Source organism: Sporomusa sphaeroides DSM 2875 (assembly GCF_001941975.2).
GTDB lineage: Bacteria > Bacillota > Negativicutes > Sporomusales > Sporomusaceae > Sporomusa > Sporomusa sphaeroides.
Map to the genome: position 1 here is coordinate 4,053,144 of NZ_CP146991.1, position 24,564 is coordinate 4,077,707.

The 24,564-nt window shown below is 48.1% G+C and carries 16 protein-coding genes; 3 read left to right on the top strand and 13 right to left on the bottom strand.

Annotated elements, in window-relative coordinates; translation table 11 throughout:
- Positions 1 to 64: 64 nt before the first annotated feature.
- On the bottom strand, positions 65 to 1,441 hold the full coding sequence (locus tag SPSPH_RS18790; protein ID WP_075757964.1) for a tyrosine phenol-lyase: 1,377 nt from the start codon (positions 1,439 to 1,441) through the stop codon (positions 65 to 67).
- A 165-nt stretch (positions 1,442 to 1,606) separates the two neighbouring features.
- Positions 1,607 to 3,190 (bottom strand): sigma 54-interacting transcriptional regulator, encoded by a 1,584-nt coding sequence (locus SPSPH_RS18795; RefSeq protein ID WP_075757965.1) that lies wholly within the window; start codon positions 3,188 to 3,190, stop codon positions 1,607 to 1,609.
- A gap of 307 nt (positions 3,191 to 3,497) precedes the next feature.
- Between SPSPH_RS18795 and SPSPH_RS18800 the strand changes: the two genes are divergently transcribed.
- Positions 3,498 to 5,123, top strand: a complete 1,626-nt coding sequence (locus tag SPSPH_RS18800; protein ID WP_075757966.1) for an NADP-dependent glyceraldehyde-3-phosphate dehydrogenase — start codon at positions 3,498 to 3,500, stop codon at positions 5,121 to 5,123.
- Positions 5,124 to 5,264: 141 nt separating this feature from the next.
- Here the strand turns inward: SPSPH_RS18800 and SPSPH_RS18805 are convergent, their stop codons facing one another.
- The 6 genes from SPSPH_RS18805 to SPSPH_RS18830 all read right to left on the bottom strand — a co-directional run bounded on the left by SPSPH_RS18805 (position 5,265) and on the right by SPSPH_RS18830 (position 12,991).
- Positions 5,265 to 7,235, bottom strand: coding sequence for a methyl-accepting chemotaxis protein (locus SPSPH_RS18805; protein WP_075757967.1), 1,971 nt, complete (start codon positions 7,233 to 7,235; stop codon positions 5,265 to 5,267).
- Between the two features lie 370 nt (positions 7,236 to 7,605).
- Positions 7,606 to 8,058 (bottom strand): HutP family protein, encoded by a 453-nt coding sequence (locus tag SPSPH_RS18810; RefSeq protein WP_075757968.1) that lies wholly within the window; start codon positions 8,056 to 8,058, stop codon positions 7,606 to 7,608.
- A gap of 71 nt (positions 8,059 to 8,129) precedes the next feature.
- Positions 8,130 to 9,659 carry a histidine ammonia-lyase gene (hutH, locus tag SPSPH_RS18815; RefSeq protein WP_075757969.1) on the bottom strand — a complete coding sequence of 510 codons (1,530 nt, stop codon included), beginning with the start codon at positions 9,657 to 9,659 and terminating at the stop codon, positions 8,130 to 8,132.
- A gap of 221 nt (positions 9,660 to 9,880) precedes the next feature.
- The gene (locus SPSPH_RS18820) at positions 9,881 to 10,315 is read right to left on the bottom strand and encodes a HutP family protein (protein WP_075758027.1); all 435 of its coding nucleotides are present in this window, start codon (positions 10,313 to 10,315) and stop codon (positions 9,881 to 9,883) included.
- A gap of 471 nt (positions 10,316 to 10,786) precedes the next feature.
- The gene (locus SPSPH_RS18825) at positions 10,787 to 11,626 is read right to left on the bottom strand and encodes an MBL fold metallo-hydrolase (protein WP_233139206.1); all 840 of its coding nucleotides are present in this window, start codon (positions 11,624 to 11,626) and stop codon (positions 10,787 to 10,789) included.
- A 24-nt stretch (positions 11,627 to 11,650) separates the two neighbouring features.
- Positions 11,651 to 12,991: a gluconate:H+ symporter gene (locus tag SPSPH_RS18830; RefSeq protein WP_075757970.1), complete on the bottom strand. Its 1,341-nt coding sequence runs from the start codon at positions 12,989 to 12,991 to the stop codon at positions 11,651 to 11,653.
- A gap of 211 nt (positions 12,992 to 13,202) precedes the next feature.
- Between SPSPH_RS18830 and SPSPH_RS18835 the strand changes: the two genes are divergently transcribed.
- Complete coding sequence (locus SPSPH_RS18835) at positions 13,203 to 14,393, top strand: CdaR family transcriptional regulator (RefSeq protein ID WP_075757971.1); 1,191 nt, start codon at positions 13,203 to 13,205, stop codon at positions 14,391 to 14,393.
- A gap of 50 nt (positions 14,394 to 14,443) precedes the next feature.
- Here the strand turns inward: SPSPH_RS18835 and SPSPH_RS18840 are convergent, their stop codons facing one another.
- The 3 genes from SPSPH_RS18840 to SPSPH_RS18850 all read right to left on the bottom strand — a co-directional run bounded on the left by SPSPH_RS18840 (position 14,444) and on the right by SPSPH_RS18850 (position 18,137).
- Positions 14,444 to 15,670, bottom strand: coding sequence for an EAL and HDOD domain-containing protein (locus SPSPH_RS18840; protein ID WP_075757972.1), 1,227 nt, complete (start codon positions 15,668 to 15,670; stop codon positions 14,444 to 14,446).
- A gap of 279 nt (positions 15,671 to 15,949) precedes the next feature.
- Positions 15,950 to 17,281, bottom strand: a complete 1,332-nt coding sequence (locus tag SPSPH_RS18845; protein WP_075757973.1) for an MATE family efflux transporter — start codon at positions 17,279 to 17,281, stop codon at positions 15,950 to 15,952.
- Between the two features lie 46 nt (positions 17,282 to 17,327).
- Positions 17,328 to 18,137: a MerR family transcriptional regulator gene (locus tag SPSPH_RS18850; protein WP_075757974.1), complete on the bottom strand. Its 810-nt coding sequence runs from the start codon at positions 18,135 to 18,137 to the stop codon at positions 17,328 to 17,330.
- Between the two features lie 356 nt (positions 18,138 to 18,493).
- Between SPSPH_RS18850 and ggt the strand changes: the two genes are divergently transcribed.
- Complete coding sequence (gene ggt, locus SPSPH_RS18855) at positions 18,494 to 20,161, top strand: gamma-glutamyltransferase (protein WP_198931051.1); 1,668 nt, start codon at positions 18,494 to 18,496, stop codon at positions 20,159 to 20,161.
- Between the two features lie 197 nt (positions 20,162 to 20,358).
- Here the strand turns inward: ggt and SPSPH_RS18860 are convergent, their stop codons facing one another.
- Entirely contained in the window at positions 20,359 to 21,450 is a 1,092-nt protein-coding gene (locus SPSPH_RS18860) for a tetratricopeptide repeat protein (RefSeq protein WP_075757976.1), read from the bottom strand.
- Between the two features lie 260 nt (positions 21,451 to 21,710).
- A complete protein-coding gene (locus SPSPH_RS18865) occupies positions 21,711 to 24,434 on the bottom strand; it encodes an autotransporter outer membrane beta-barrel domain-containing protein (protein WP_075757977.1) in 2,724 nt (907 codons plus the stop codon).
- Positions 24,435 to 24,564 lie beyond the last annotated feature (130 nt).

Consider the following 24,564-nt stretch of genomic DNA (forward strand, 5'->3'; position numbering starts at 1 on the left):
AATAAGTAACGACAGCTTATTCGGCCTATTTGCTAGTGTACGTAACCCTTCAGGCTCGAAAGCACTAGGCAAGTGGTTCGAAGCGAGCGGTGAAGAAACGTAAAACAGGCGGTTCGTAAACCATTTCCAAGCCTTTGATGGAGTCGCGTTTTTGATACAGTTCAATAACCGATTCGGCAACAACATCCATATGGGCATAGGTGTAAACACGGCGCGGAATGGTTAAGCGGACAAGCTCCAGTTTAGGATAATGGTGATTGCCATCTTTGGCACGGCCTGCCGAAATGATACCGCGCTCCATGCTGCGCACGCCGGATTCCAGATAGAGCTGGGCTGCCAGCATTTGCGCCGGGAACTGATCCTGGGGAATATGCGGCAGGAACTGACGGGCGTCTAAGAATACGGCATGACCGCCAATGGGTTTTACAATCGGCACACCGGCTTTTTCCAGCTTTTCTCCCAAATAACGGACTTGGCCGATACGGTGCTGGATATAATGGAAATCAACAGATTCGTACATACCGCGAGCCATGGCTTCCATGTCGCGCCCGGCAAGACCGCCGTAGCTGGGCATACCTTCAAAAACAACAACCAGCTCGGTGGCTTTTTGATACAGTTTCTCGTCATTAAGAGCCAGGAAACCGCCGATATTGACAAGGCAGTCTTTCTTCCCGCTCATGGTAGCACCGTCGCCATAGCTGAACATTTCTTTCACGATAGCGGCTATTGACTTTTCCTGATAGCCTTCTTCGCGTTCCCGGATGAAATAGGCATTTTCCACACAACGGGTGGCATCAAACATCACCTTGATATTATGCTTGTGAGCCAAGGCAGAGACTTCGCGCAGGTTCTGCATGCTGACAGGCTGGCCGCCTGCCAGGTTAACGGTAACGGCTACGCAGATATACGGGATGTTTTCGGCGCCGACACGGTCAATCAGACTCTGGAATTTATTTAAATCAATATTGCCTTTGAAGGGATGGTCGGCTTGGGAGTCATGCGCCTCATCAATGATCACATCGGCAAAGCTGGCTCCGTTCATTTCCTGATGCGCCCGGGTTGTAGTGAAGTACATGTTGCCGGGAACCCAATCGCCAGGCTTAATGGTAATCTTGGACAAAATATTTTCCGCACCGCGCCCCTGGTGGGTCGGCACTACATATTTAAAGCCATAAAGCTCGCGTACGGCGGCTTCGAGATTATAAAAATTAACGCTGCCTGCATAGGCTTCGTCGCCAAGCATCATGCCGGCCCATTGGTTATCACTCATGGCGGTGGTGCCACTGTCGGTGAGCAGGTCAATATACACATCTTTGGAATTAAGTAAAAAAGTATTGTAGCCGGCTTTTTTAATGGCTTCTTCCCGCTGTGCCCGGCTTGTCATTTTGATGGGTTCAACCACCTTAATCTTAAACGGTTCGGCGATAGTTCTCTTTTCCATGAATAAATCCTCCTTCTGAATATAAAACGTTGGTTGGAAGCAGATCTTGCCTTCGCCCTATTATATTGCAAGATGCATGCCAACCCAAAAAAGAAGGATTTATAAGAAAAATCAAGCATTTCGTAATCTTTTGTTTACAAGATGGTTTACACTGTTGCTCTTGGTTTACAGTTTTTCGCCAGGGAATTCACTGCCCTTACCGGGACTATCCGGCCATAACCCATGCTTTTTCATCTTTTTGATAACAGCGGTATGGGACAGCCCCAGTGCCGCTCCGGCCCGCCGCGAAGAGCGGAACCGCTTCATGGTTTCCCGTAAAATCTCACGCTCTACTTCAGCCACACGCTCCTCCAGCGTCTGATAGGTTTCAAATTGTACTTTTACCGGCTTGTTATCTGCAGACTTTTTCCCGATATGCAGGTGCTCCGTCTTAATTTCCGGGCCATCCACCAGATTAACCGCCCGTTCAATAATATTTTCCAGTTCCCGCACATTGCCCGGCCAGGAATAGGCCTGCAGCTTCTCCCGGGCTTCGGCCGAAAAGCGATATACCGGCGACTGCAGCTTGGCGGCAAACCGCTTAAGAAACTGTTCGGCCAGCAAGGGAATATCCTCGGCACGTTCTCTTAACGGCGGCAGAAACAGCGGGATAACATTCAAACGGTAATACAGATCTTCCCGGAATAATTGCCGCGCCACCATATCTTCCAAATCACGGTTGGTGGCGGTGATAATCCGCACATCCACCGGCAGCTCACGCGAACCGCCCAACCGGCGAACACGTTTTTCCTGGAGCGCACGCAGCAATTTTGCCTGGAGATGCACCGATATTTCCCCGATTTCGTCAAGAAACAGCGTGCCGCCGTTAGCCAGTTCAAATAAACCGGGTTTGCCGCCTTTGGCCGCCCCGGTAAAAGCACCTTCTTCATAACCGAATAATTCACTTTCCAGCAAAGCTTCAGGAATGGCGGCACAGTTAACAGGGATAAAAGTTTGTTTGGCCCGTGGCGAATCACTGTGAAGCGCCCTGGCAAACAGCTCCTTGCCGGTACCGGTTTCACCGCGGATAAGCACAGTGGAAGAACTGCCCGCATAACGCCGCGCCTGCTCCAGTACTTTTTCCATCGCCGGACTGACACAGGAAATATCCCGGAAGGTGACAGGCAGGGAAGCGGTAAGCTTCTGGATCATTTCCCGGACATCCCGGCTATCGCGCAGCATGACGACCACCCCAACCACCCCGCCGGTATCATTGCGCAGCGGGCGGGTGCTGACAACACAATAGCCGCCAATACTGTCAAGGAATACTTCCCGGTTGCGGAAAGAGCGGCCCTCCTGCAGCGTGCGGGTAATAAGCAGGCTATCTGCCAGCTCACTTGGCAGAGGCTGCTCCAGCCCATTGTCGTCCAGCCCAAGAATACTGGCTGCCGCAGTATTGCATTGTTTAAGGATGCCAAGCTCATTTACCGCCAAAACTCCGTCCTGTACAGAAGCCAGGATAGCATCCAGCTGCTCGGCCCGTTCCTTCGACGGCATGTACGAAACCTCGATAACTTTGTATATTCCGTCCACCTGTTGCAAGGCATGCATCAGTTCTTGTTTTTGCTCATCATATACGGTCTGGCATTTCAGGTACACAGCCCCCCGCTCCATCTCAACCGAAGCAATATTTATCCCCGATTCGGCCAACACCCGGGAAACATCCAGCAAGAGTCCCACTCTGTCCGTACAAGGCATACATAGACGCATAACATACCCCTCCTCACAGCAAGCACATCGCGCACTCTACTTCCCATAATACCATATCTGCGCGTGATCCAACATAACTTGTTGCAAATAAATTTACTAAATATCTTCTACTAGGAGACAGGACGCCCCTTTCCCATGCTGGCAGGAGCATGGTGCCAATAATTGCATACATAATGAAAGGAAGCCGGGGATAGATATAGTATTGTACTGCAACGGCCGGTTGCAAATACCAGGAAGGGGAACGGATAGTTTTTGGCGAATTGTGGTATTCATATAGGCAATATGTTGTTGAAGGAGTGTGAAGCATTTGGGACAGAATGAGCAACTAAAAGCTGTTTTTCCCAGTGAGGCAGATATTCCGGAGCCATTTCGGCTGACACAACCGGTACAGCAAAGGCAGTATCTGGCTGACGGTGAGCTCAAACGGTGGGAAGGTCCATGCCAGGAGGTCATTTCGCTGGTGCAGGTGCAAAAAGGCGGCACCCTTCAGCCGGTGATTCTTGGCTGTTATCCTGTCCTGAATGAGAAAGAAGCCCTGGAAGCCCTGGAGGCTGCCGTCAGGGCCTATGACAATGGCTGCGGGCTGTGGCCTACCATGCCGGTGGAAGGCCGAATCCGCCATATGGAGCTGTTTGTCCGCAAAATGCTTGAAAAGCGGGAAGAAGTTGTCAGACTGCTCATGTGGGAGATTGGGAAAACATTGCCCGATTCGGAAAAAGAATTTGACCGCACGGTGGAATATATCCGTGATACCATCGAAGCACTCAAGGAGCTGGACAGAACCTCCTCCCGCTTTACCATTGAACAGGGAATCCTGGCCCAGATCCGCCGCGCCCCGCTAGGGGTGGTACTATGCATGGGCCCCTACAATTATCCGCTTAACGAGACCTTTACTACCCTGATTCCTGCTCTCATTATGGGGAATACGGTAGTCTTCAAACCGCCCAAGCTGGGGGTATTGCTGCATTATCCGCTGCTGGAAGCCTTCCGCGAGGCTTTTCCGCCAGGCGTAGTCAACACCGTATACGGTTCCGGCCAGAAAGTGGTGGGCCCGATTATGCGTTCCGGCAAAATCAATGTGCTGGCTTTTATCGGTTCCAGCACGGTGGCCGACACCCTAAAACAGCAGCATCCCAAACCGCACCGGCTGCGCAGCGTACTGGGGCTGGAGGCCAAAAATGCCGCGATTGTACTGCCAGACGCAGATATTGAGCATACGGTCGAGGAAATCCTGGCCGGGTCATTGTCATATAACGGGCAGCGTTGTACCGCACTGAAAATGTTGTTTGTGCATAACCGGATTATCGATACCTTTATGAAACAGTTTGCCGCTAAAGTAAACAGCCTCAAACTGGGCATGCCCTGGGAACCCGGAGTCAAAATCACGCCACTGCCGGAAGCAAACAAAATCGGATATTTGCAGGAGCTCATCCAGGACGCAGTCGCCCACGGAGCCTCGGTTGTAAACCCGGGCGGCGGAGAAAATGCCGGTTCCATTGTCAGGCCTGCCATCTTGTATCCGGTCAAGGACACCATGCGGGTCTACGCGGAAGAGCAATTCGGGCCGGTGGTACCCATTGCCGGCTATGACGATATTCACGAGCCCATCCGGTATGTTATTGAGTCCAATTACGGACAACAGGTCAGCATTTTCGGAACAGCCCCGGATTTGATGGCCAGTCTGATTGATCCGCTGGTCAACCAGGTCTGCCGGGTGAATATCAACAGCCAGTGCCAGCGGGGACCGGACAGCTTCCCGTTTACCGGCAGAAAAGATTCGGCAGAAGGCACCTTGTCGGTAACAGACGCTTTGCGGGTATTCTCCATCCGGACCCTGGTAGCCGCAAAAACCACACCGGCCAATAAGCAGTTAATTACCGAGATTGTCAGAGGAGATAAGTCCAAATTTTTATCAACCGATTTCCTGTTATAGCAGCCCAATAAGGCGGGAATACCGCTTGTCATGGCAAACAACAATTTACATTTGCTGCTCCAGTCTATGCACCGGGGCAGCAAACCAAAAGAAGCCTGAAACAGCACCTAAGGTGATGTTTCAGGCTTCCACCATTCTGCGTTAGATTCTAAACTGCCGGACAGCCTGCTGGAGCTCTTCCGCCAACCGGGATAAAGATTGGCTTGAAGATGCAATTTCCTGCATGGATGCCGACTGTTCCTCTGTCGCGGCCGATATATTCTGCGACTGACCCGCAATCTCCTTACTTACGGCAGCAACTGCTTTAATGTCTGCAAGCACCTGACTGCTGGCAGCAACCGACTGATTCAGCCCGGCGGCTATAGCGCTGCTGATCTGAGCCACCTCTTTAACATGGCGTTCAATTTCGGTAAAGGCTAAGCCAGCTTTATCAACAACCGTCGTTCCTTTTTGCACCTCTTCCGTACCGGCAGACATAGCCGCAACAGCCTGCCCGGTTTTACCCTGAATCTCAGCAATCAGCTCCGAAATCTGCTTGGCCGCCTCCTGTGATTGTTCAGCAAGCTTGCGCACCTCTTCCGCAACCACAGCAAATCCCCGGCCTTGTTCCCCGGCACGCGCCGCTTCAATCGCGGCATTTAAAGCCAGCAGATTGGTTTGTCCCGCAATAGCGGCAATTGTTTCGACAATTACGCCAATCTCCTGGGATCTGGTACCCAATTCGGCCACAACAGCTGCCGAATCATTGACGGTATTTTGAATTCGGTTCATCTGGAGGATAGCATTTTCCACAGCCTTACTGCCGTCATTAGTGGCAAGTACCGCCTGGCTGGTTATATCTGAGGCAAGTTTAGTAGCCTTGGCCCCTTCCTGGGAGCCACTGGCAATGTCCTCAATTAAGGAAAGTACATTGGCCACGCCTGCGGTTTGCTGTTCGACACCGGCACCGGTGCTGGCACTGGCGGCAGCAACCTGGTTTGCGGCCTGCGCGGACTGTTCGGCGCTGGCATTCAATTGCTCGGAAGAGGCGCTTACCTGTTCAGTCGCCTCCGCAACCTGGAGCATCAAGGTTCGCAGATTTTTGGTCATCTCCTCAAAACTGCGGGCCAGCCGCCCGATTTCATCATTAGAATCCAGGTTCATTTTCGTAAGTGTAAGATCACCGGCGGCAATCCGGGTGGCTTCCTGCACCAGGCTTTCGATCGGGCGCAAGGTTTTAAGCAAATACCGCCAGCCAATGACACCTACGAAAATAAGCCCAATTCCCAATGCAGTGAGCATCCACAGCAAACTGCTGAAAAACCCGGCCTCAAACTCACTTGTCGGCAGAGATACGATGGCAAACCAGTCTGTCCCCTGGACAGGGACAGCGAGAGCTACCGCTTCATGTCCGCGCAAGTCGGTATAGTTAAGCAGCCGTCCGGAACTGCTGCTTAACTGGGCTGCCAGTTCCTCCGGAATTTTTTTCTGCTCTTTGATGATTTCCCGATCAGAATGCGCAATCATGGTGCCGTCATGGGCAACAATGACCGATACCCCGGTTGAGCCAACCTTGACCTGAGCCAGATAGTTCTGCAGGGTTTCCAGATTGACCGCCTGCAGTACCATCCCCGTCAATTGACCGTTGTCACCGATTACCGGCTGGGTGACAATTACCGAAGGGACACCGGTAACCCTGTTGATAATGATATCGCTAATATGCGATTTTTTATCCGCCATAGTATCTTTGTAAAACTTCCGGTCTGAGAGATTATCCCCGATGACTTTGGCATCATAAGGAGCAATGGCTATCCTTTTACCGGCAGTATCCAAAAAATTCAGCCTGTCAATTCCCCAGGCGGCACCGAAATAGGTGTTGATCTTGGTCTGGATACGAATTTGATCGCCGGACTGCAAGTCACTGTCCTGCTGATATACCTTGCCGCTTTTTTCAAAAGAATTAAATAGATCTGTAACCTGTCCCGCGAGCTGTGTTGCCTGGTTACCCATAGTAACTTCCGTACTGTTCAGCGTCTGCTGGTATAAAACGTACATGCCTGAACCGGCAATAATCATACCTACAACCAATAGGGAAACTATAAGCAATGTAATGGTTTTAGTTCTAATCGACATACTTCTCCCCCCCTAAAAAAAATCTATAACTAAAATATAAGACCGAATCCTCGCACAGAGGTTGTTCAGTCATAATCAGTCATAATCAGTCATACTATATCATACACTCTTACCATTTTATACAATAATATCTATTATTGTCAAATAATCCTGCGAGATACGGGGGAGGGTGAATAGCAGCAGTCAGTGCCGGCAGGAGCCGTTCTGCGCACCGGCGAAACTAAAAAGGGGGGGAGCATATCAGATTATTGATATGCTCCCCCGCGAAATTCCTTACTCCATTATTTTGCCTGCTGACCCAGCCCTGATCAAAACACGTTTTATCCGGGAGTAGTCCACTTGCGGCAATAATCCCGATCCTTCCGGCAAACTATATCGGATTCATTCCCAGACCCAGAACTTCGTGTTCATAGCCTTTGATGGGAGCTCCCATATTGCCGTACAAAGCTACGGAAATCCATTCCCCGTCATCGCCCTTGTCTGACAGGCGTTTTCCCCGTACAATGCTGAATAGCAAACCGGCACTGCGCAAAATAGCGCCAAGCCCGTCCTGCCCCCGGCACATACCGCTGTAAGCTTCCAGCACCGAGTGATAGAGCGCATGTTCCTCACGGTAACGCTGATCAATCAGCCCCTCTTTTTTTGCGGCGGTTTCCACTGCCGCAAAAATTTTGGCTGAATCCATAGACCCCACTTTACCTCTTAACAGCCGGTAGCCGCACTCCTGCCCCTGCTTGCATAAGCTGTCTTCCGCCCCACCGGGATACATTACAAGTAAAACTGCCATTTTTCCGATACTGATATTTCGGTCTAAATTTATCATAATATGTTCGTTCCTCTCCTATATAAGTAGCAATCCTCAACCATCCTTGCGGTAAGCAATACCGGCAGATATTAATATATCCTTAGCAGGCCCACAGCGCCTTCGGCGGCAGCTACCAGTTCTCCGTCGGCAATCAAGCGATAAATGCTTTGGATATCGGGGGCCGGTATCCTGTCCTCGTCCAAATGGGAGACAGCCTGGCGCACAACCCGATGGGCGGCACCGGTTCCGGTCCCGGGAACCAAAGGAGCCAAAAAGTCAATCCCCTGAGCGGCTGCCAGACATTCAATTGCCAGGATATACCGCACATTCTCAAGAATTTCCCGCGCCTGCCGGGCGGCAATTGTCCCCATGCTTACATGATCTTCCTGGTTAGCAGAGGTCGGAATGGAATCAGCGCTGGCCGGATGCACCAGAACCTTGTTTTCCGATACCAGAGAAGCTGCCGTATATTGGGTAATCATAAGCCCGGAATCCTCGCCGGGGTATGCTGTCAGGAAGGGCGGCAGCTCACTTAAATGCGCATCCAGCAAACGGTTGGTGCGCCGCTCAGAAATATTGCCAAGCTCCGCCAGGGCCAGCTTCAGGTAATCCATCACCAAGGCAATAGGCTGGCCATGAAAATTACCGCCGGAAATAGCTTCGCCGGTATCCGGCATAATCAGTGGATTGTCGGTTGCCGCGTTGATTTCCACCAGCAAAGTTTCTTCCACCCGTCTTAGCGCATCTTTTGACGCTCCATGAACCTGGGGCACGCACCGCAAGGAATAAGCATCCTGAACTTTATCGCAGTCGGCATGTGATTGGATAATCGGACTATTGGCCGTCAGGCGCAGCATATTGTTGGTTGTCGCCACCTGGCCGGCATGCGGCCTGACCTGGCTGATCCGGGGATCAAAGGCCGTCCGGGTTCCCCGCAGCGCTTCTACACACAAAGCGGCAACAATATCTGCGGCTTTCATCAGAGTAACGGCGTCCTGCCAAACCATACAACCCACCGCAGTCATAATTTGAGTACCGTTAATGAGGGCTAAGCCTTCTTTCCCGCCCAGCGTTACCGGCTGAAGACCACTTTGTGCCAAAGCTTCCGCACCGCTGACCAGTTTTCCTGCCACAAATGCCTGCCCCTCACCCAGCATTACCAGCACCATGTGGGACAAGGGTGCCAAATCGCCGCTGGCGCCTACCGAGCCTTTGGCCGGGATAGCCGGATAGACCCGCCGGTTTAACATCGCAATAAGCATCTCCACAGTGGAAAGCTTAATCCCCGAATAGCCCTTTGCCAGCGAATTGGCCCTAAGCAGCATGGCTGACCGCACAACATCCTCCGGCAGGTATTCCCCCACACCGGTAGCATGACTTACAATCAGATTCTTCTGTAGTTTTTCCCTTTTTTCTTTGGAAATAAAGATGCGGCTAAAATCACCAAACCCTGTGGAAATACCGTATACCGGACTTTCCTCTTCCAAAATTTTATCAACAATTTTGCGGCTGGCTACGATCTGTTCGCGCCCTTCATCATGCAAATCTACTTGCTCATATCCCCGTGCTACCTTTACCACTTCATCCAGTGTCAATGAATATCCATCTAATAATACCACTATTTTATCCTCCTACTGCTTATTCAGCTTTATTATATTTATTTCTGTTACTTGGTATTACTGCGGCCGGCAACAAACCGGCCGGCGGAGTTTGGCTGCTTTGCACATACTGTTAAAATAATACAAAAAGGAGTAAACTCATTTTTGAGTTTACCCCCTTATATCTCATAACTTTGGGCAACCGTTTTATTTAACTGTTACTGGTTTTTAGTTTTATGCTTTTAGATAGGGTTCATCCCCAGCCCGAGCACCTCATGCTCAAAGCCTTTCATCGGAGCCCCCATATACCCATACAAGGCAACAGCAATCCAGTCTCCGTCATCGTCGCTGCCCGGCGCCTTAGGCCCCCGGATTACGCTAAACAACAGACCGGCGCTGCGCAATACATTGCCTAACCCCACATGTCCCCGGCAAATACCGTGGTAGGCCTCCAGAATACTATGGTATAAGGCATGTTCCTCCCGGTAATTATCGCCTATAAGTCCCTCTCTTTTGGCGGCCGTTTCTACGGACGCAAAAATTTTAGACGAATCCATAGAGCCAACTTTACCTTTGAAGGTACGATATCTGCCCTGTATACCCTGCTGCAAAAATTCCGCTTCTTCGGCACCCGAATGCAGAACCAGCAAAACCGCCGCTTTACCTAAACTCATCATCGGATTGCCTACAACTTTCTTCAGATTTGCAGTCCTTACCACCGCGCTCTCATGTCTCATATCTGCGGCAGCATTCTATTTGCATGATAAGCTGGATTATGGCAAAAGTCAAGCAAAAAGTCAGGTGTACAATCTACCCGCATTGCTGGTACCCAAGCCACAGAATAACAAGCCAAACAGGAGCTTCCATCCTTAGCATGTTCGGACACTTTGTTTCCCCCTCTTTTTATTATCGTTTGCCAGTGGTCCATGATGTTTCAGAAGCCCTATTGAACCTGTCTGAACAAAATAAAAAGAGGCAAAACTCAAAAAGAGTTTTGCCCCCTAATATCTAATAGCTGTAGGCATTTATCTATTATTGATTTAATTTTCGCAACTGCAACTATATTGTAGATTATATGAAATATTTTGTCAACTGTTTTTCTTTTGCTGCTGCAATGCCGCTACTATCATATTTTTGCTGCGTTTTTCTTAGAATTCAATTACAGTGCCAACAAAGGCGGGGATGAATTTTTTGCCGAAGCAGGCTCTTAATTCGGCCATCATCTCAAAACCGGTACAGTGATTGGCGGCGACAAAATCAGGAGAATATTGTGCCAAAGTTGCTAAGCTGATTTCTTGCTGGGTGGGCAAAACCGGACCCAGGTGAGTTCCACCGATCCAACCTGCCAGGCGGGTTTGTCCGGTTATTTGAAAGCCTCTGTTCAATGTATTAACCAGTCCGGAATGGCTGCAGCCGCCGATAACCACTAACCCTCTGTCACTCGCATAGTAAAGGGCGGTGTCATCAGGAATCTCGTCCTGGCAGTCACAACCTGTTTTATCACAAACAACCAGCTTGGTATCCCCTTTTTCAAAAGCAGTTGTTCGCGGCATACTGCCGCTAAACCATAAATTGGGTGCTATCTCAACCGGCTCATTCTTGAATTGCCACTCGGCTCCCAGGCTAATACTTTCCTCTTTTGTAAAGGGAATGCCAATGTGTTCCCGTCCCTCACCGGAAACCGAATAACGTTCACCAAATATCCGGGTATGGGCATAGATAGGAATGGGTTTACGCCGGTGTCTGAGAATGTGTGGCAGCCCGCCGGTATGGTCGTAGTGTCCATGGCTAATCGCGATAGCATCCAGCTGCAGCGGGTGAATACCAAGCAGGCTTAAATTATGGACAACAATAGCTGATTGACCTGCATCAAGCAGCAGTTTGCGGGAATTCATTTCTAATAAAAGCGACAGGCCATGCTCACCGAGAAAGGGCTTTTTGGCATTAATGGGGACTGAATTATCAACAACAACAGTAACTTTTATCATAGACACCTCCTACTAATTAAATAGTTAACCGACAAGCTGACTGAAGATTAGCAGCGTAACAAGTCCGACAACCGACGCAATGGTAGTGGACAGAGTATAGGTTTTGAATAAGTCGCTCATAGGCATGCCGAAGTATTCTTTTACAAACCAGAACCCTGGGTCATTGACATGGGAAAAGCCGATGGCTCCCGTACCGATGGCAACTGCGACAAGGGCTGTATCAATTCCGGGATACAGCGGCAATAACGGCACAACCAGCCCCACTGCCGTAATCATGGCAATCGTTGCCCCGCCTACGGCGAAACGCATGATGGCTGCTACACTCCACGCAAGGATCAGCGGGTTAATCTTCCAGGACATGAGCAGCGATTTAATGGCATCCCCGATACCGCTATCCATAAGGATTTTATTAAACGCGCCGCTGGCACCGATGATGAGCAAAATAGCTGCCATCGGACCAATAGCCGTTTCACTCAGCTTCTGGATTTTTTCCATATTCATGCCCCGGTTAAGGCCCAGGGTCCAATAGGATAAGATCACAGCCAGGAATAGTGCGGTGACAGGATCACCAATAAAGTTTACATACACCATACCTGGATGTGTTTTTCCGAGGACAAATTCCAGAACGGTTTTTGAAATCATCAGCAATAAGGGAAATAAGATGGTAAACAGCGTAATGCCGAACGGGGGCAGTTTTTCGTCAGGAGTAGGCTCCGCCTGGCAGAGATGTTCCGGCGGATTCAACTTAAATTTGTTGCCTACCAGTTTCCCAAAAACGGGACCTGCCAGAGCTGCTGCCGGTAAGCCGACAATCAGGCCGTAAAGAATGACTTTACCAACATCTGCTTTTAACCCTACAGCTACCGCCATGGCTGCCGGATGGGGAGGAACGATGCAGTGAACAGTCAGCAGGCCGATTATCATGGGAATGCCGACCATTACCAGCGACATGCCGGCTTCAATAGCAACGCAAAACAGTAACGGCATTAATAATACAATTCCTACCTGAAAGAAAACCGGAATCCCGCAGATATAGCCAACAAGCATCATTGCCCAGTGAGAATTCTTTTTACCCAAAGCCTGTATCATGGTGCGAGCCAGTCTTTCGGCGCCACCTGATATTTCCATCATTTTGCCAACGATGGCCCCGAGAGCCAGAATAGGTGCCAGCATCCCCAGGAAACCGCCCATTCCCAGTTCAATAGATTTGAGCATCTTATCCAGAGGCATTCCTGTTGCAAATCCAATAAACAGACAAGCGGTCAGCAGTGCAACAAAAGCATGAACTTTGAGTCGAATCGTAAGAAAAATAATTAATGCAATCGCTAGCAAGAGAACAACCATCATTAAACCTGTTGTACCCATAGTTACCTCCTTATTATTATAATTTTGCGGTATTGACTGTAAAAGAGCACAAAGCCGCTTTTATTCAGCCGTGAAATTCTTTCCCAATCTTACCGCATCCTTTATAATAATAGTAGGCCTTTATAGCTTTTATTTCAATTATCTGAAAAAGAGAACTTTCATGTAAAAATTATAGTTTTTTTGTGCAAACAGTACAAAGAGAGGTAATGTCATGATTATACCGGAAAGTCTGGGACAAAGAATTGTCGACACAACCATGCGTTTGGTTCACCGGAATGTCAACATTATGGACAGGGACGGCACTATCATTGCGACCGGCCATCCACACCGCTATCGGACACTGCATAAAGGGGCAAAAGATGTTATAGAAACCGGCACTATTATCGAAATATACCCGCACGAATTGGCGCTTTACCCCGGTGCCTTACAGGGAGTTAACCTGCCTATTGTATTCGATGACCAGGTCGTAGGGGTTGTTGGGGTGTTCGGTCATCCTGATGAAGTTCGGAACATCGGTTTTCTGGTTAAAATGATTACAGAGTTGATTCTGGAAAGGGACCTTGTACAAAGGGAAATGCGCACAAAAACCCGGTTACGGGAACAATTCATTGAAGCCTCGGTGCTCAAGCCTGTTACCGAACTGTTGCCCAAACTAAAGCGGCTTGCAAAAAACCTGGAAATCGACCTTCTACAACCGCGAACAGTCATGATCATTGATGTTTCCGTCGTATTACAGAAATTAACGCTAGAATATGGTTCATCTGAACTGGTAGTGGAACGCGTGGAAGATATCCTCTTTTCCTGCATTGAAACCGGCAAATTATTGTCTGAGCAGGATATCGCTTGCTTAATTGGCGATCAGCTCATAATTCTTAAGACCGCGGTAACCACAGACTGGTTATGCCAAAACAATTCTGCGGCTGAACAATTGGTAACCTTTTTGGCAGACGCAATTGGTGGACCACTGACTTGTGGAGTGGGAGCTGTCGCCCATTCTGTTACACAATATCACGTATCCTATAAGCAAGCCCATTTTTGCCTGCGTCGTTGCAGCAAAGATCAAGCAATCATACAAATATCAGAAAAAGATATCCTGGTACACCACGTCCTTTGCGAAGCGCTTAGCGGCTCCACACTGTCGGCAATAAGCACATTGCAGGAGAAATTCCATCACATGATTACCGGCAACAAAGAAATTTGCAGTACACTGTCCGCACTTTTTGCATGTAACCTGAATATTAATGCTGCCGCCAGCATGCTTCACATCCATAGGAACACCTTGCTGTACAGACTAAACCGGCTTGAAGCTGAAACCGGACTTGCTCCCTGCCGTTCTGTGGATGATATGATAATCTGCCGCCTTTTGCTGCTGCTGGTAGACCAGAACAAAGTAATACCTTAAACCAATTGCACCTGTTATATACCCTGCAATCCGGCAGGCAAACATTCCGCTTAACTAATCAGCAGCAAATCGTGAGCCCAGCTCAGGGATTCCCGATATGCCTGCAAAACATCCTTCTCCTTAATTCCTATTTCCCTTACATACAGGGAATGTGCTTCCCAATCAGCCTCTTCATAGCTTTTAATTAATTTGTATAAAAGGAGCAAGCGATTATTTCTCGTTTCAAGAAGTGCGTGCTTAATCTCTTCATCAAGAGATATTTCCTCAAGTATTTCTTGCAAGGGCCGGTCAAGCAAAGCGTCAATATGCGAAAACATCCCCATGAGAAAGGCATTGTTAATCTTTTGTTGCAGAACTTTACCAGATGCCAGGCTTTCTGCAAACCGTGCCCTGATAAGTGAACTCAATATTAATTCTCCGGGTTTATCATCAGCAACATTCTTTAGTGCAATTATGGATATCCATTTTGCCACTTCTTTTTGCCCTAACAGTGTCAAAGCCTGCCGCAAAGAACTAATCCTGTTTCTAAAACCAAACAGGGGAGAATTAATAAACTTTAATAATTTATAAGATAAGGAAACATCCCGTTTTATAATGCTCTCAATCGTATTAAATTCTAATTCAGGTTTATGGATTTCCTGTAAAATTTGCAAATGATTCATTTTATACTCAGGCAGAGTTTTCGAAGACATCATTAACGGTTTGCAAAAGAAATATCCCTGGAAATAAGAAAATCCCTCTTTTAATGCCTGTTGGAACTCCTCATGTGTTTCCACTTTTTCAGCTAAAAACTTAATTGGATACTCCTTACACCGCTCAATTAAATCTATGCGTTCCTGGTGCGAGGTGCTCAAAAAATCCACTTTAATAATGTCTGCCAATTTAACGAATGGCTCGTAGACCGGTTTAAAGATAAAATCATCCAAAACTATTAAATACCCTTTGCTTTTAAGCTTTTTGCATGCACTCACAATATTCTCGTCAGGAAAAACATCTTCCAGTATCTCCACAGCAACCAATTCCTGTGGCAAGAGTGAGGGTATATCATTTATCAGTGAATTTGCTGTAAAATTTATAAACGCCCTTTTGCCGGCAGTTAAAGTCTCAATACCAAAAATTAAAAAACTGTTGTTTATTACTTTAGTTGTCGCCTGGTCGCCGTCTAAAGCCGCGTAAACATTGCTGAAATCATTACGGAATAATAACTCGTAAGCAAAAACCTTTTGGGTTCTGTTAAAGATTGGCTGACGCGCTACATATACCGTTTCCTGCCCCATTACAAATACCTCACTTTATCATACTGTCGAATTTAACAATCATGTTTTTGTGAGAATTATTCTTACATAAGTTATTTTCGATCTTGTCAAGTTAATTATAGTTTTGTCTGAAAAATATTACAATATATTGCATAGGAAAACATTTCCCCGATAAATCACCAAATATTATCCTCTAAAGATAATGCTTTTTTAATTCAACGAAAATTTACAGGAAACGGGAAAAAAGGGACGGTTATTTTCACAATAACCGTCCCTTTGCGTTCCCTTGTATGCTTTTACTTAAACAAATTTATGTTTAAATTGGCTATGCAGTAAAAATCCGGATAATACAACCGTAACAATCTCGGCAATAGGCACCGTCAGCCAGATGCCGTGAATCCCAAACAGCAGCGGCAAAACAACAATGCCGATCGCGATCCAGATAATCCCTTTGTTCAAAGCAATGAGCACCGCCTTTTTCGGACTGCCAATGGCGGTAAAATAACCGGCTGTAACGATATTTAAACCATTAACCAGGAAGGCAAACGCATACAGTTTTGCGCCATACACGGCAAAAGCAAGCAATTCTTCATTACCGTCATTAAAGAATAACGCAATGACTTCTTTGCTAAAAACAAAAATCGCAATAAAAAATCCTATGCCAATCACAATAGCCGCAGCGGCAACAAGCTGTAATGCCTTTTTCACCCGTTCCATCTGGCGGCTGCCATAATTATAGCTGATAATCGCTCCCACACCGTCAGATAGGCCGATCAGTACATTATTGCCAATAAACGCCAGGTAGCTAATAACCGTAAAGGCCGCTACCCCCATTTCACCCACATAACGCATCAGCGTAATATTAAATAAAAAAGTGGTAATCCCTGTACCCAGTTCACTCAGCCCTTCTGATGAACCACTATAAAGAATATGTCCGGCAGCCTGTTTATCAAAACTACCGGCAAACGGTCTTAGCCCGGCTTTTTTGTAGAAAAAAGGCAAAGCTGCCATACAACAGGCAATACAATAACTAATACCGGCAGCCAGCGCGGCTCCGGTAATGCCTAATGACAATTTAGCCAGAAACAGCCAGTTCAGCAACATGTGGCTGCTGATGGCAACGACCAGAGCCAGCATGGCATACACCGGCATAGCCATGGTTTTCAGGACATAATCGAACACCATCATCATCGCCAGAAAGGGCAGAAATAACCCTAAACAGCGAATATAGGCGGCTACCTGCGGCATTAAATGCTCATTCGCACCTAAGGCATACGCAATCGGTTGAGGAAAAGCCACAGCAACCGCCGCGAACAGCAGTGAAATACTGCCGGCAAGCACCACCGCCGTCGTAAAAGCGGTATTGGCTTCACCGGCATGGCCTGCCCCCAATTTTCTGCCAATCATACTTTGAGCACCAATGCCAATAACCACACTAAGAGCAAACAAAAAACTGCTGAAAGGCATCGCTATATTAACGGCAGCCAAAGCGTCAGCCCCTATATAGTGTCCTACAAATAATCCGTCCACAATCGTATTCAGGCCCAAAAACAACATGGCCGCAATCGTCGGAATACTATATTGCAAAAACAACTTGCTAACACTTTCTGTCCCCAAAATATTTTCTTTCATATATCTCACCCCACCCAAAATAATAAACCTTGGAGTAACTCCAAGGTCAAGTAGAGTGTAAAAATATCCAAATTTCGTAGTAATCCAGACTGTCTTTATGAACACTTGCCAGATACCGTCCAAGCAAGGGGCCCTCCACTTGCCTGCCCTGCTCTTGCAGCCAAGCCAGTGCTTTAACCAGTATCGCAGTTTCCCGCCCGGAATAATCTGTCCCCAGCACCGTATACAAACATTCCCTTGCCGGCAAAGCAGCAAATTGCTGCTGCTCAGCAATCTCCAGCTTGCTGAGAATCTCCTCCTCAAAGCTGATTCCAATCTGCGCCGAATCAAAACTCTGCCTACTTAGCAGTTGGTCCTGTGGCAGCAGTAGGGTGTAGCGAACATGATGCAGCCAACTCCGGTCCGGCTTTTTGTACTGACGAATAATCTGAAGCAGATCTTCCTCTTGCCCGCCCCAGAATTTGCATTTAAAAGCAGGTGCCGGCACAAGCGAAAATTTGCCAAACTGCTGCTCACAGAGTTCATACTGAGCAATCATTTGTGCAAGCAGTGCCCGCTGCCTGACCAACGCTTCGATTCTCTCCGCAACAAGCCTGTCATTTTGCAGCAGCAGTTGTTTGATATCACCGAGGTCCATCGTTGTTACCATCGGCCGGATATCCTTAACAGCTACCTCCATGCTGCGGAAAAGCAAAATATCCATAAGACGCACAAGATCATCATAGGAATAATACCGGTAACCATTGTCACCATGCCTTACCGACGAAAATAACCCCGCCTTCTCATAATAGCGCAGCGTATCGGTTGACACATCGAACAGTTTTGCCATTTCACCAATCGTCCATGTATATTTCATCTCTTACCACCTTGGGACAAGGGGACAGGTCCCTTGTCCCACTTTTTCTCCAGCTATTACGCTTTTCTATATCCCCGTTATGCCAGCTTAATTCCCTATCATATGCTTTCTTTTACTTTCCTCTGCCACATTACTTCATTATACTGCTTTTTATAGACCTAGTATACCATTCTTCCATTTCAGGGACAAGGAACCCGTCCCCTTGTCCCTAATAATTATTTAGAATATTTACTTTATTTACTTTAAATTTCATTCCAATTTCATCCAATTTATAATGGACTCATAATTATAAACTGCCCACAGGCAACGGATTGATTCCATTTTGCGCTTGATAAAATGCGAAAGGAATGGTTACTATGGTTTCTTTATCCACCTTGCCTTTACATGCAGCCGGCCGGCCAACCACCATGGCGCCTAACGCCATGGTGGTGACGCCGCACTATCTTGCGTCACAAGCAGCCCTTCAAATTCTCGAAAATGGCGGAAATGCTGCAGAAGCAGCCATTGCCGCCGCTGCGGTAGTGAATGTCGTCTATCCTCACATGAATACAATCGGCGGAGACAATTTCTGGCTTCTTTATGATGCCAAAAACCAGCGGCTAAAAGCTTTAAACGCCAGTGGCCGGTCCGGCGAAAAGGCGACTATCGAGCTGTATAAAGCCCTGGGCCTGGGTAAAATCCCCACCAGAGGGTATCTGGCAGCGAATACGGTTCCTGGCGTAGTTTCCGGCTGGTGGGAGGTTTATAACTATTCACAAAAGAATATGAACGCCTCGATGTCCTGGGCAAATCTTTTAGAGAAATCTATCAGTTATGCCGAGAATGGTTTCTCGGTTACGCCAAACCAAGAGTATTATACAAAAGTTAATATTGATAAAACAAACAATGAAATTCGCGATCTTGGACGTTTTGACGGCTTTAGGAAAACCTTCCTGAAACCTGATGGCAACATTTATTATGCAGGTGAGCTTTTTAAACAAAAAGATCTGGCCAACACCTTAAGGATCATTGCCCGCAACGGAGCGGACGGCTTTTATAAAGGTGAAATCGCCGCAAAAATCGTTGCCGATCTTACAGCAAACGGGGGAATTTTGACGTTAGAGGATTTTGCCTGTCACAGGGCCGACTGGGTGGAAGCCATTTCGACAGATTACCGCGGCTATACAGCCTACAACCTGCCGCCTAACACTCAGGGCATAGCTTCTTTATCCATTCTGAACATCCTGAACAACTTTGATCTGGCCTCAATGACGGAAGGCAGCGCCGATTATTATCATTTAATAATCGAAGCCACGAAACAAGCTTTTACCGACCGCGATAAATGGGTAACTGATCCGGACTTTGTCAGCATACCGGTTGCGTCTCTGCTTGCCAAAGAACGCGGGACCGAACTGGCCGCCAGAATCGATCTGCAAAAAGCTGTCATAGAGAAAAATCCACTTGATCCGAAAGGTGATACCATCTGGATCGGAGTTGTCGATAAAGCCGGCAACGCCATCTCGCTAATTCAAAGTATCTACCATGACTACGGTTCCGGGATTGTTGCAAAAGATACCGGTGTATTGCTGCAAAACAGAGGCAGTTTCTTCTCGCTGGACCCGAACCATATTAACCGTCTTGAACCCCGAAAACGCACCTTCCATACTTTAAACCCGGCCATGCTGTTCAAAAACAACCAGCCTTACCTCATTTACGGCACCATGGGCGGCGAAGGCCAACCCCAGACTCAGGCTGCCCTTGTAACCCGGATTGTTGATTTCAATTTTAGCGTCCAGGCGGCTATTGAAGCACCTCGCTGGCTGCATGGACGTACCTGGGGCGCTGTTTCCAATGATCTGAAAATCGAAAGCAGAGTCCCGCAAAATGTGATAGATGAACTTTCAAACCGCGGCCATCCTGTCAAAGTAGTAGACAGTTATAGTGACATAATGGGGCATGCCGGCGCTATCCTCATCAACTCCAGTACCAACATCAAATACGGCGGCGCCGACCCGCGCAGCGACGGAACGGCGGTCGGTTACTAAAGATATATGCACCTTCCTCCTCACAGACTTCAATGGGCAGTGACTTGGGACTAGATATCCTGTCAGTTAATTTTGAGAAACCTCACATACAAAGCTAAAGAAGATTGCCTTATTATATCTATTAAAAAGGCAATCTTCTTATTTTTTTGTGTAAAGTTTATTTAGAAGTAGCTTTGGTTACTCTCAATGTCTCACCGTTATATCCATTCCTTGAAACTTTCCCAATCATTATTTATCCTTGCACTTACCTTTGCCGTTATATTAGCAGGAATATCAGAATATGCCTTTGTCTTTTTATAATATGTCAGCGCTTTTTCCTTATTCCCCAAAAGCTCGTAACATTGCCCAAGATTAAAGCAGGTTTCTGATGATTCGCCCTTTAATTTTGCTTGTTTTTGAAAGTCTTTGATAGCTTCGGTATATTGGCCAAGAAGGGCATATGCATTTCCACGTCCGGCATGGTAAAGTGCATTCTTAGGATCAAGTTGGATCGCCTTGTTACCGTCATTTAAAGCTGCTTGTCCATCTTTCTTCTGCACATACGCATACGCTCGTTCATGATAGTAGAAAGCCTCCTTAGGCTTTAACTCTATAGCTTTCGTAATCTCTACTATCGCTTGATCATATTTACCCATCTCCGAATATGTATAGGCAAGCTGATAGATATATTCGGCGTGTTTGGGATCCAGCTTATTGGCACTAGTAAAGGCTTCAATCGCTGTATCGTATTCTTTATTTTTCTGGTTAGACGTTCCTATTACATACCAGTCATGTGCCGTCAGCGGATTAAATTTCAGAGAGTTTAGCATTTCCTTGAAAATTGGTAATGCATTATCATATTCATCCTGCTTTGCCGAGCTAATGATGTGGCAAAGTTTATTATTATACCAGAACGTAGCTGTCAATACCTTAGTTTTAATTCCATCCATCCGGGTAATGGACAGGGTATTTATTAACGCAGGCTGCCCTGCCACTTTGTCTAGTTTTGAGGGCTCTACAACAGTAGCATGTGTACCTTTTGCAAATCTATCACAAAACTGCATTAAAAGCAAATAGTCTTCCACCAATGTCCGGGCACCTGGATATTGGGGAAAGAAAATAATGCCGACTACCTGATCTTTCTTCTCGTTGTTAAAAAACACAAACTGTGTTGCTTGGCTTTCTGTTTGCCAGTTTTCAGGAACATTAACAAAGAAACCGTATCCTTTATCTTCGAATACTTGGGCATTGCCGCTAGATACAAACAGGCATAGGCTAATAGTTAGTAACAATAAAACTTTTCTTATCATTTTGCATCTCCCTTATACTTTTGTAGCGTATACCTTACAAATTTATTAGTCCACTTAAAGAATATATTAATCTTCATATTTACATTTCCCTAATTATCCAGGTATTCCCTTTAAAAAATATGATACATGTAATATCCTGCAATTGCAAGACACATCGACGGCAGGCTTCAACCCATCTTGTCCCCTTGGAACTCCAACAAAAAACGGCAGCCAGCTACTTGCAGTGCCGGCCGCCGTTTCTTGTTACTTTAAGAAGCTGGTTAGAACACCCTTTTGAACTGCACCGTCCCGGTTACACCTTTCCGTTTCCCCGCATATCCCTGAAGACCGAGTTCAAGGGTTTTGCTGCTCGCCGGGCGGCTTTTGAAGCTCATGCCAAGCTCAACAATACCTGTGCCGCCCTTCAAGCTCGGCGCTTCCAGGTCTAAACCATAGACGCTGCCTTTAGCCTTGCCGTCAAATTCGTATTCATACGCCAGTCCCACATAGCTGGCTCTTTTGCCGTCAGGCTTTTCCTGGCTCAGCCGCACCCCACCCCGCAGACGACTTGAGTCAACACCGGCGAAGCTGAACGGTTCGCCTGCCACTCTTACATCACTGCCGTTTTGGTGTGTCCAGAAATATTTGGCGTAGTAATCCACCGTCTTACCGCCCTCGGTTTTAAGCTTCCCAATGCCGATGTGTGCGCCATAATAGCCGGAGTTAGTGGTGTAGGAAGCGTTATTTAAGTCGCCGCTGCCAAAAGTCGTCCGGCTTTTTCCGCCCCGCACCGAGCCTTCCAGGTAGCGTCCGTCCGGTGCGTCATGCCGGAGGAGTGCCCCTAAGCCATAGTAGCTGGTGTCGCCGTCGCCACGGACGCTGGGCATATTGGCAAAGCTGTTGTAGGTATCATAATTGCCCCAGCCTGCCTCCAGAAAAAGTCCTTTGACCAACGAACCGTTCTCTATATCACGTTTGGTGACAAAGCCAGTCATGAGGGAGGTGCCGTCCACATCAGCATGCGAACCTGTTTTATAGCGGGATGAACCGCTGGAGACCGCGCCGAAAGAAGCAATATCTCCATTGGCCGCTTTGGCTTTTACCATAGCATCAGCCATTCCCGTTCCGCCGGCAAGGTCAGCGCCCTGGTTCACAAACGCCATATTGGCGGCATATCCTTCGACTAGCGCCTTAGTCTGGGGGTTCACGCCGGCGGATTTTACGGTTGCGGTCAGAGCTGCACCCGCAGCCTCAAGGCTGAAGTCATAGAGTATCGAAATACCTGACCGGACATTGGTCGCAGTGTAGCTGTCAGGAGCATTTTGCGTCGAGCTGATCAACGTAATGGTATTGCCGGGAGCCAGGAGAGTGCCGCTTTCCATGCCGGTAATGGCGACATGAGTGCCTGACAAGTCTGTTTGGCTGGTAACGGTGAGAACGGTGCCGCCATTCTGGAGAGAGGCAGGAAGGAAGAAGTTATAGTTTTGGAAGCTGTTCACTTCCCTAACGCTGCCCTTGAACGCGTCGAGATTCAGGGTATTGCCGCCGGAGCTGACGGAACCCAGTCCGCCAAAGATGGAGGACATACCCGCTATCTGCACATCACGGCCCAGAGTTATGCTGTTATTGCTGGCGGAGCCACTGCCGCTGAAGCCGCCGTATACGTTACCGTTAACCTGGCCGCCAGTCAGCAGTACGTTGTTGCCTGAAGCGGAGCCGCTGCTGTTGCTGAAGCCGCCGTATATGTCGCCATTAACCTGGCCGCCGGTCAGCAGTACGCTGTTATCGGCGGCAGAACCCGTACCAAAAGTAATACCGCCGTAAACATTGTAGGCAATTTCACCGCCGCTCATATGGACCGTATTGGCAGCAACATTCCCACCACTGGCCATAGCTACGCCACCCTCGATTGAGCTTGCCTTGCCGCCGCTAAACATCACTTGGTTGTCTTCAACCTTGCCTGTCACGCTAAAGCCGCCCCGGATCAACCCAGTCACTTCGCCGCCGCTCACTATGACTCTATTGCCGGCTGCATCGCCGTCATCGGTAAACCCGCCCGTAATAAACTGCCCTATCGTACCGCCGGTGAAAGTCACCTGATTGTTGACAACATTGCCGCTGTTGCTTTGTCCGCCCATTACGTCCATCGCTATTGAACCGGCGGAAATGGCAACGCTGTTGCCTGTTACTAAACCGCTGCTGCTAAAGCCACCTCTAACTGTAACCCCTGCCACCGTACCGCCGGTGATGATGACCTGATTGTTAGCGGCAACGCCTGTGCCGCTTTCGCCGCCTTCAATAGAATTCACCGTGCCTGCGGTTAATGTCACACGGTTATTTTCAGCCAGCCCGTCCTGACTGAAGCCGCCTATAACCCAGCCATTACCGACATCACCCAAGCCATCGCCAACCTGCCCGCCGGTGACGAGCACGCTGTTGCCGACGGCAGAGCCAGAGCCGTTAGCGGAGCCACCGTACAAATTCCGGCCAACGGTGCCGCCGGACATTGTCATTTTATTGCCGGAAACATTCCCCTGCAGGCTTAGGCCGGCAACCGCGTTACTTATCACCGTGCCGCCGGAAATAGTCACAGTGTTATTGCCGGCTCCAAAGCCGCCGGTGCCAGCAGCGTCATAGCCGCCATAAAAATTGTTATTCACAGTACCGTGGAGAAGATATACCGTATTGCCGGTTACTGCCGCGCTGTCCGAAAGGCCGCCGAAAACCCGCCACGGATCTGTGCCGGTCGTATAGTCTACGGTGACAGTATTGCCGGACACACCGGTTGGGATCAGACTGGGCGAACTCGCGCCGCCGATGGGCGCAGTCTGTAAATCAGCCCCGTCGCCGGTGTACGTGATACCAGCAGCACCGCCAGCCGCCGGTGCACCCAAAATCACACAACAGGCCGCAAACGCGGCTGTATTCCTGATGAGCATGCGTTTTAAAACCGCCCGGTATTTGGAAACCAACATACCGATTGCGTGTTCTGACAATTTAAGCATACTACCTCACCCTCTCAAATTATCTTTATTATTCTCATTATATAGAGCCGCTCTTACCAAACTCTTACAGAAATAAACTCATCTGGCCAGAACGCTCATAAAAGCTCAAAAAAGAAAAGAACTGACAAAT

Coding starts and splice junctions, on each gene's coding strand:
- SPSPH_RS18865 (WP_075757977.1), bottom strand. CDS start 24,434: ATGCTTAAATTGTCAGAACACGCAATCGGTATGTTGGTTTCCAAATAC.
- SPSPH_RS18850 (WP_075757974.1), bottom strand. CDS start 18,137: ATGAAATATACATGGACGATTGGTGAAATGGCAAAACTGTTCGATGTG.
- SPSPH_RS18805 (WP_075757967.1), bottom strand. CDS start 7,235: ATGTCGATTAGAACTAAAACCATTACATTGCTTATAGTTTCCCTATTG.
- SPSPH_RS18845 (WP_075757973.1), bottom strand. CDS start 17,281: ATGAAAGAAAATATTTTGGGGACAGAAAGTGTTAGCAAGTTGTTTTTG.
- SPSPH_RS18790 (WP_075757964.1), bottom strand. CDS start 1,441: ATGGAAAAGAGAACTATCGCCGAACCGTTTAAGATTAAGGTGGTTGAA.
- SPSPH_RS18860 (WP_075757976.1), bottom strand. CDS start 21,450: ATGATAAGAAAAGTTTTATTGTTACTAACTATTAGCCTATGCCTGTTT.
- SPSPH_RS18835 (WP_075757971.1), top strand. CDS start 13,203: ATGATTATACCGGAAAGTCTGGGACAAAGAATTGTCGACACAACCATG.
- SPSPH_RS18830 (WP_075757970.1), bottom strand. CDS start 12,991: ATGGGTACAACAGGTTTAATGATGGTTGTTCTCTTGCTAGCGATTGCA.
- SPSPH_RS18825 (WP_233139206.1), bottom strand. CDS start 11,626: ATGATAAAAGTTACTGTTGTTGTTGATAATTCAGTCCCCATTAATGCC.
- SPSPH_RS18810 (WP_075757968.1), bottom strand. CDS start 8,058: ATGATAAATTTAGACCGAAATATCAGTATCGGAAAAATGGCAGTTTTA.
- SPSPH_RS18840 (WP_075757972.1), bottom strand. CDS start 15,670: ATGGGGCAGGAAACGGTATATGTAGCGCGTCAGCCAATCTTTAACAGA.
- SPSPH_RS18820 (WP_075758027.1), bottom strand. CDS start 10,315: ATGATGAGTTTAGGTAAAGCGGCGGTTTTGCTGGTTCTGCATTCGGGT.
- ggt (WP_198931051.1), top strand. CDS start 18,494: ATGGTTTCTTTATCCACCTTGCCTTTACATGCAGCCGGCCGGCCAACC.
- SPSPH_RS18795 (WP_075757965.1), bottom strand. CDS start 3,190: ATGCGTCTATGTATGCCTTGTACGGACAGAGTGGGACTCTTGCTGGAT.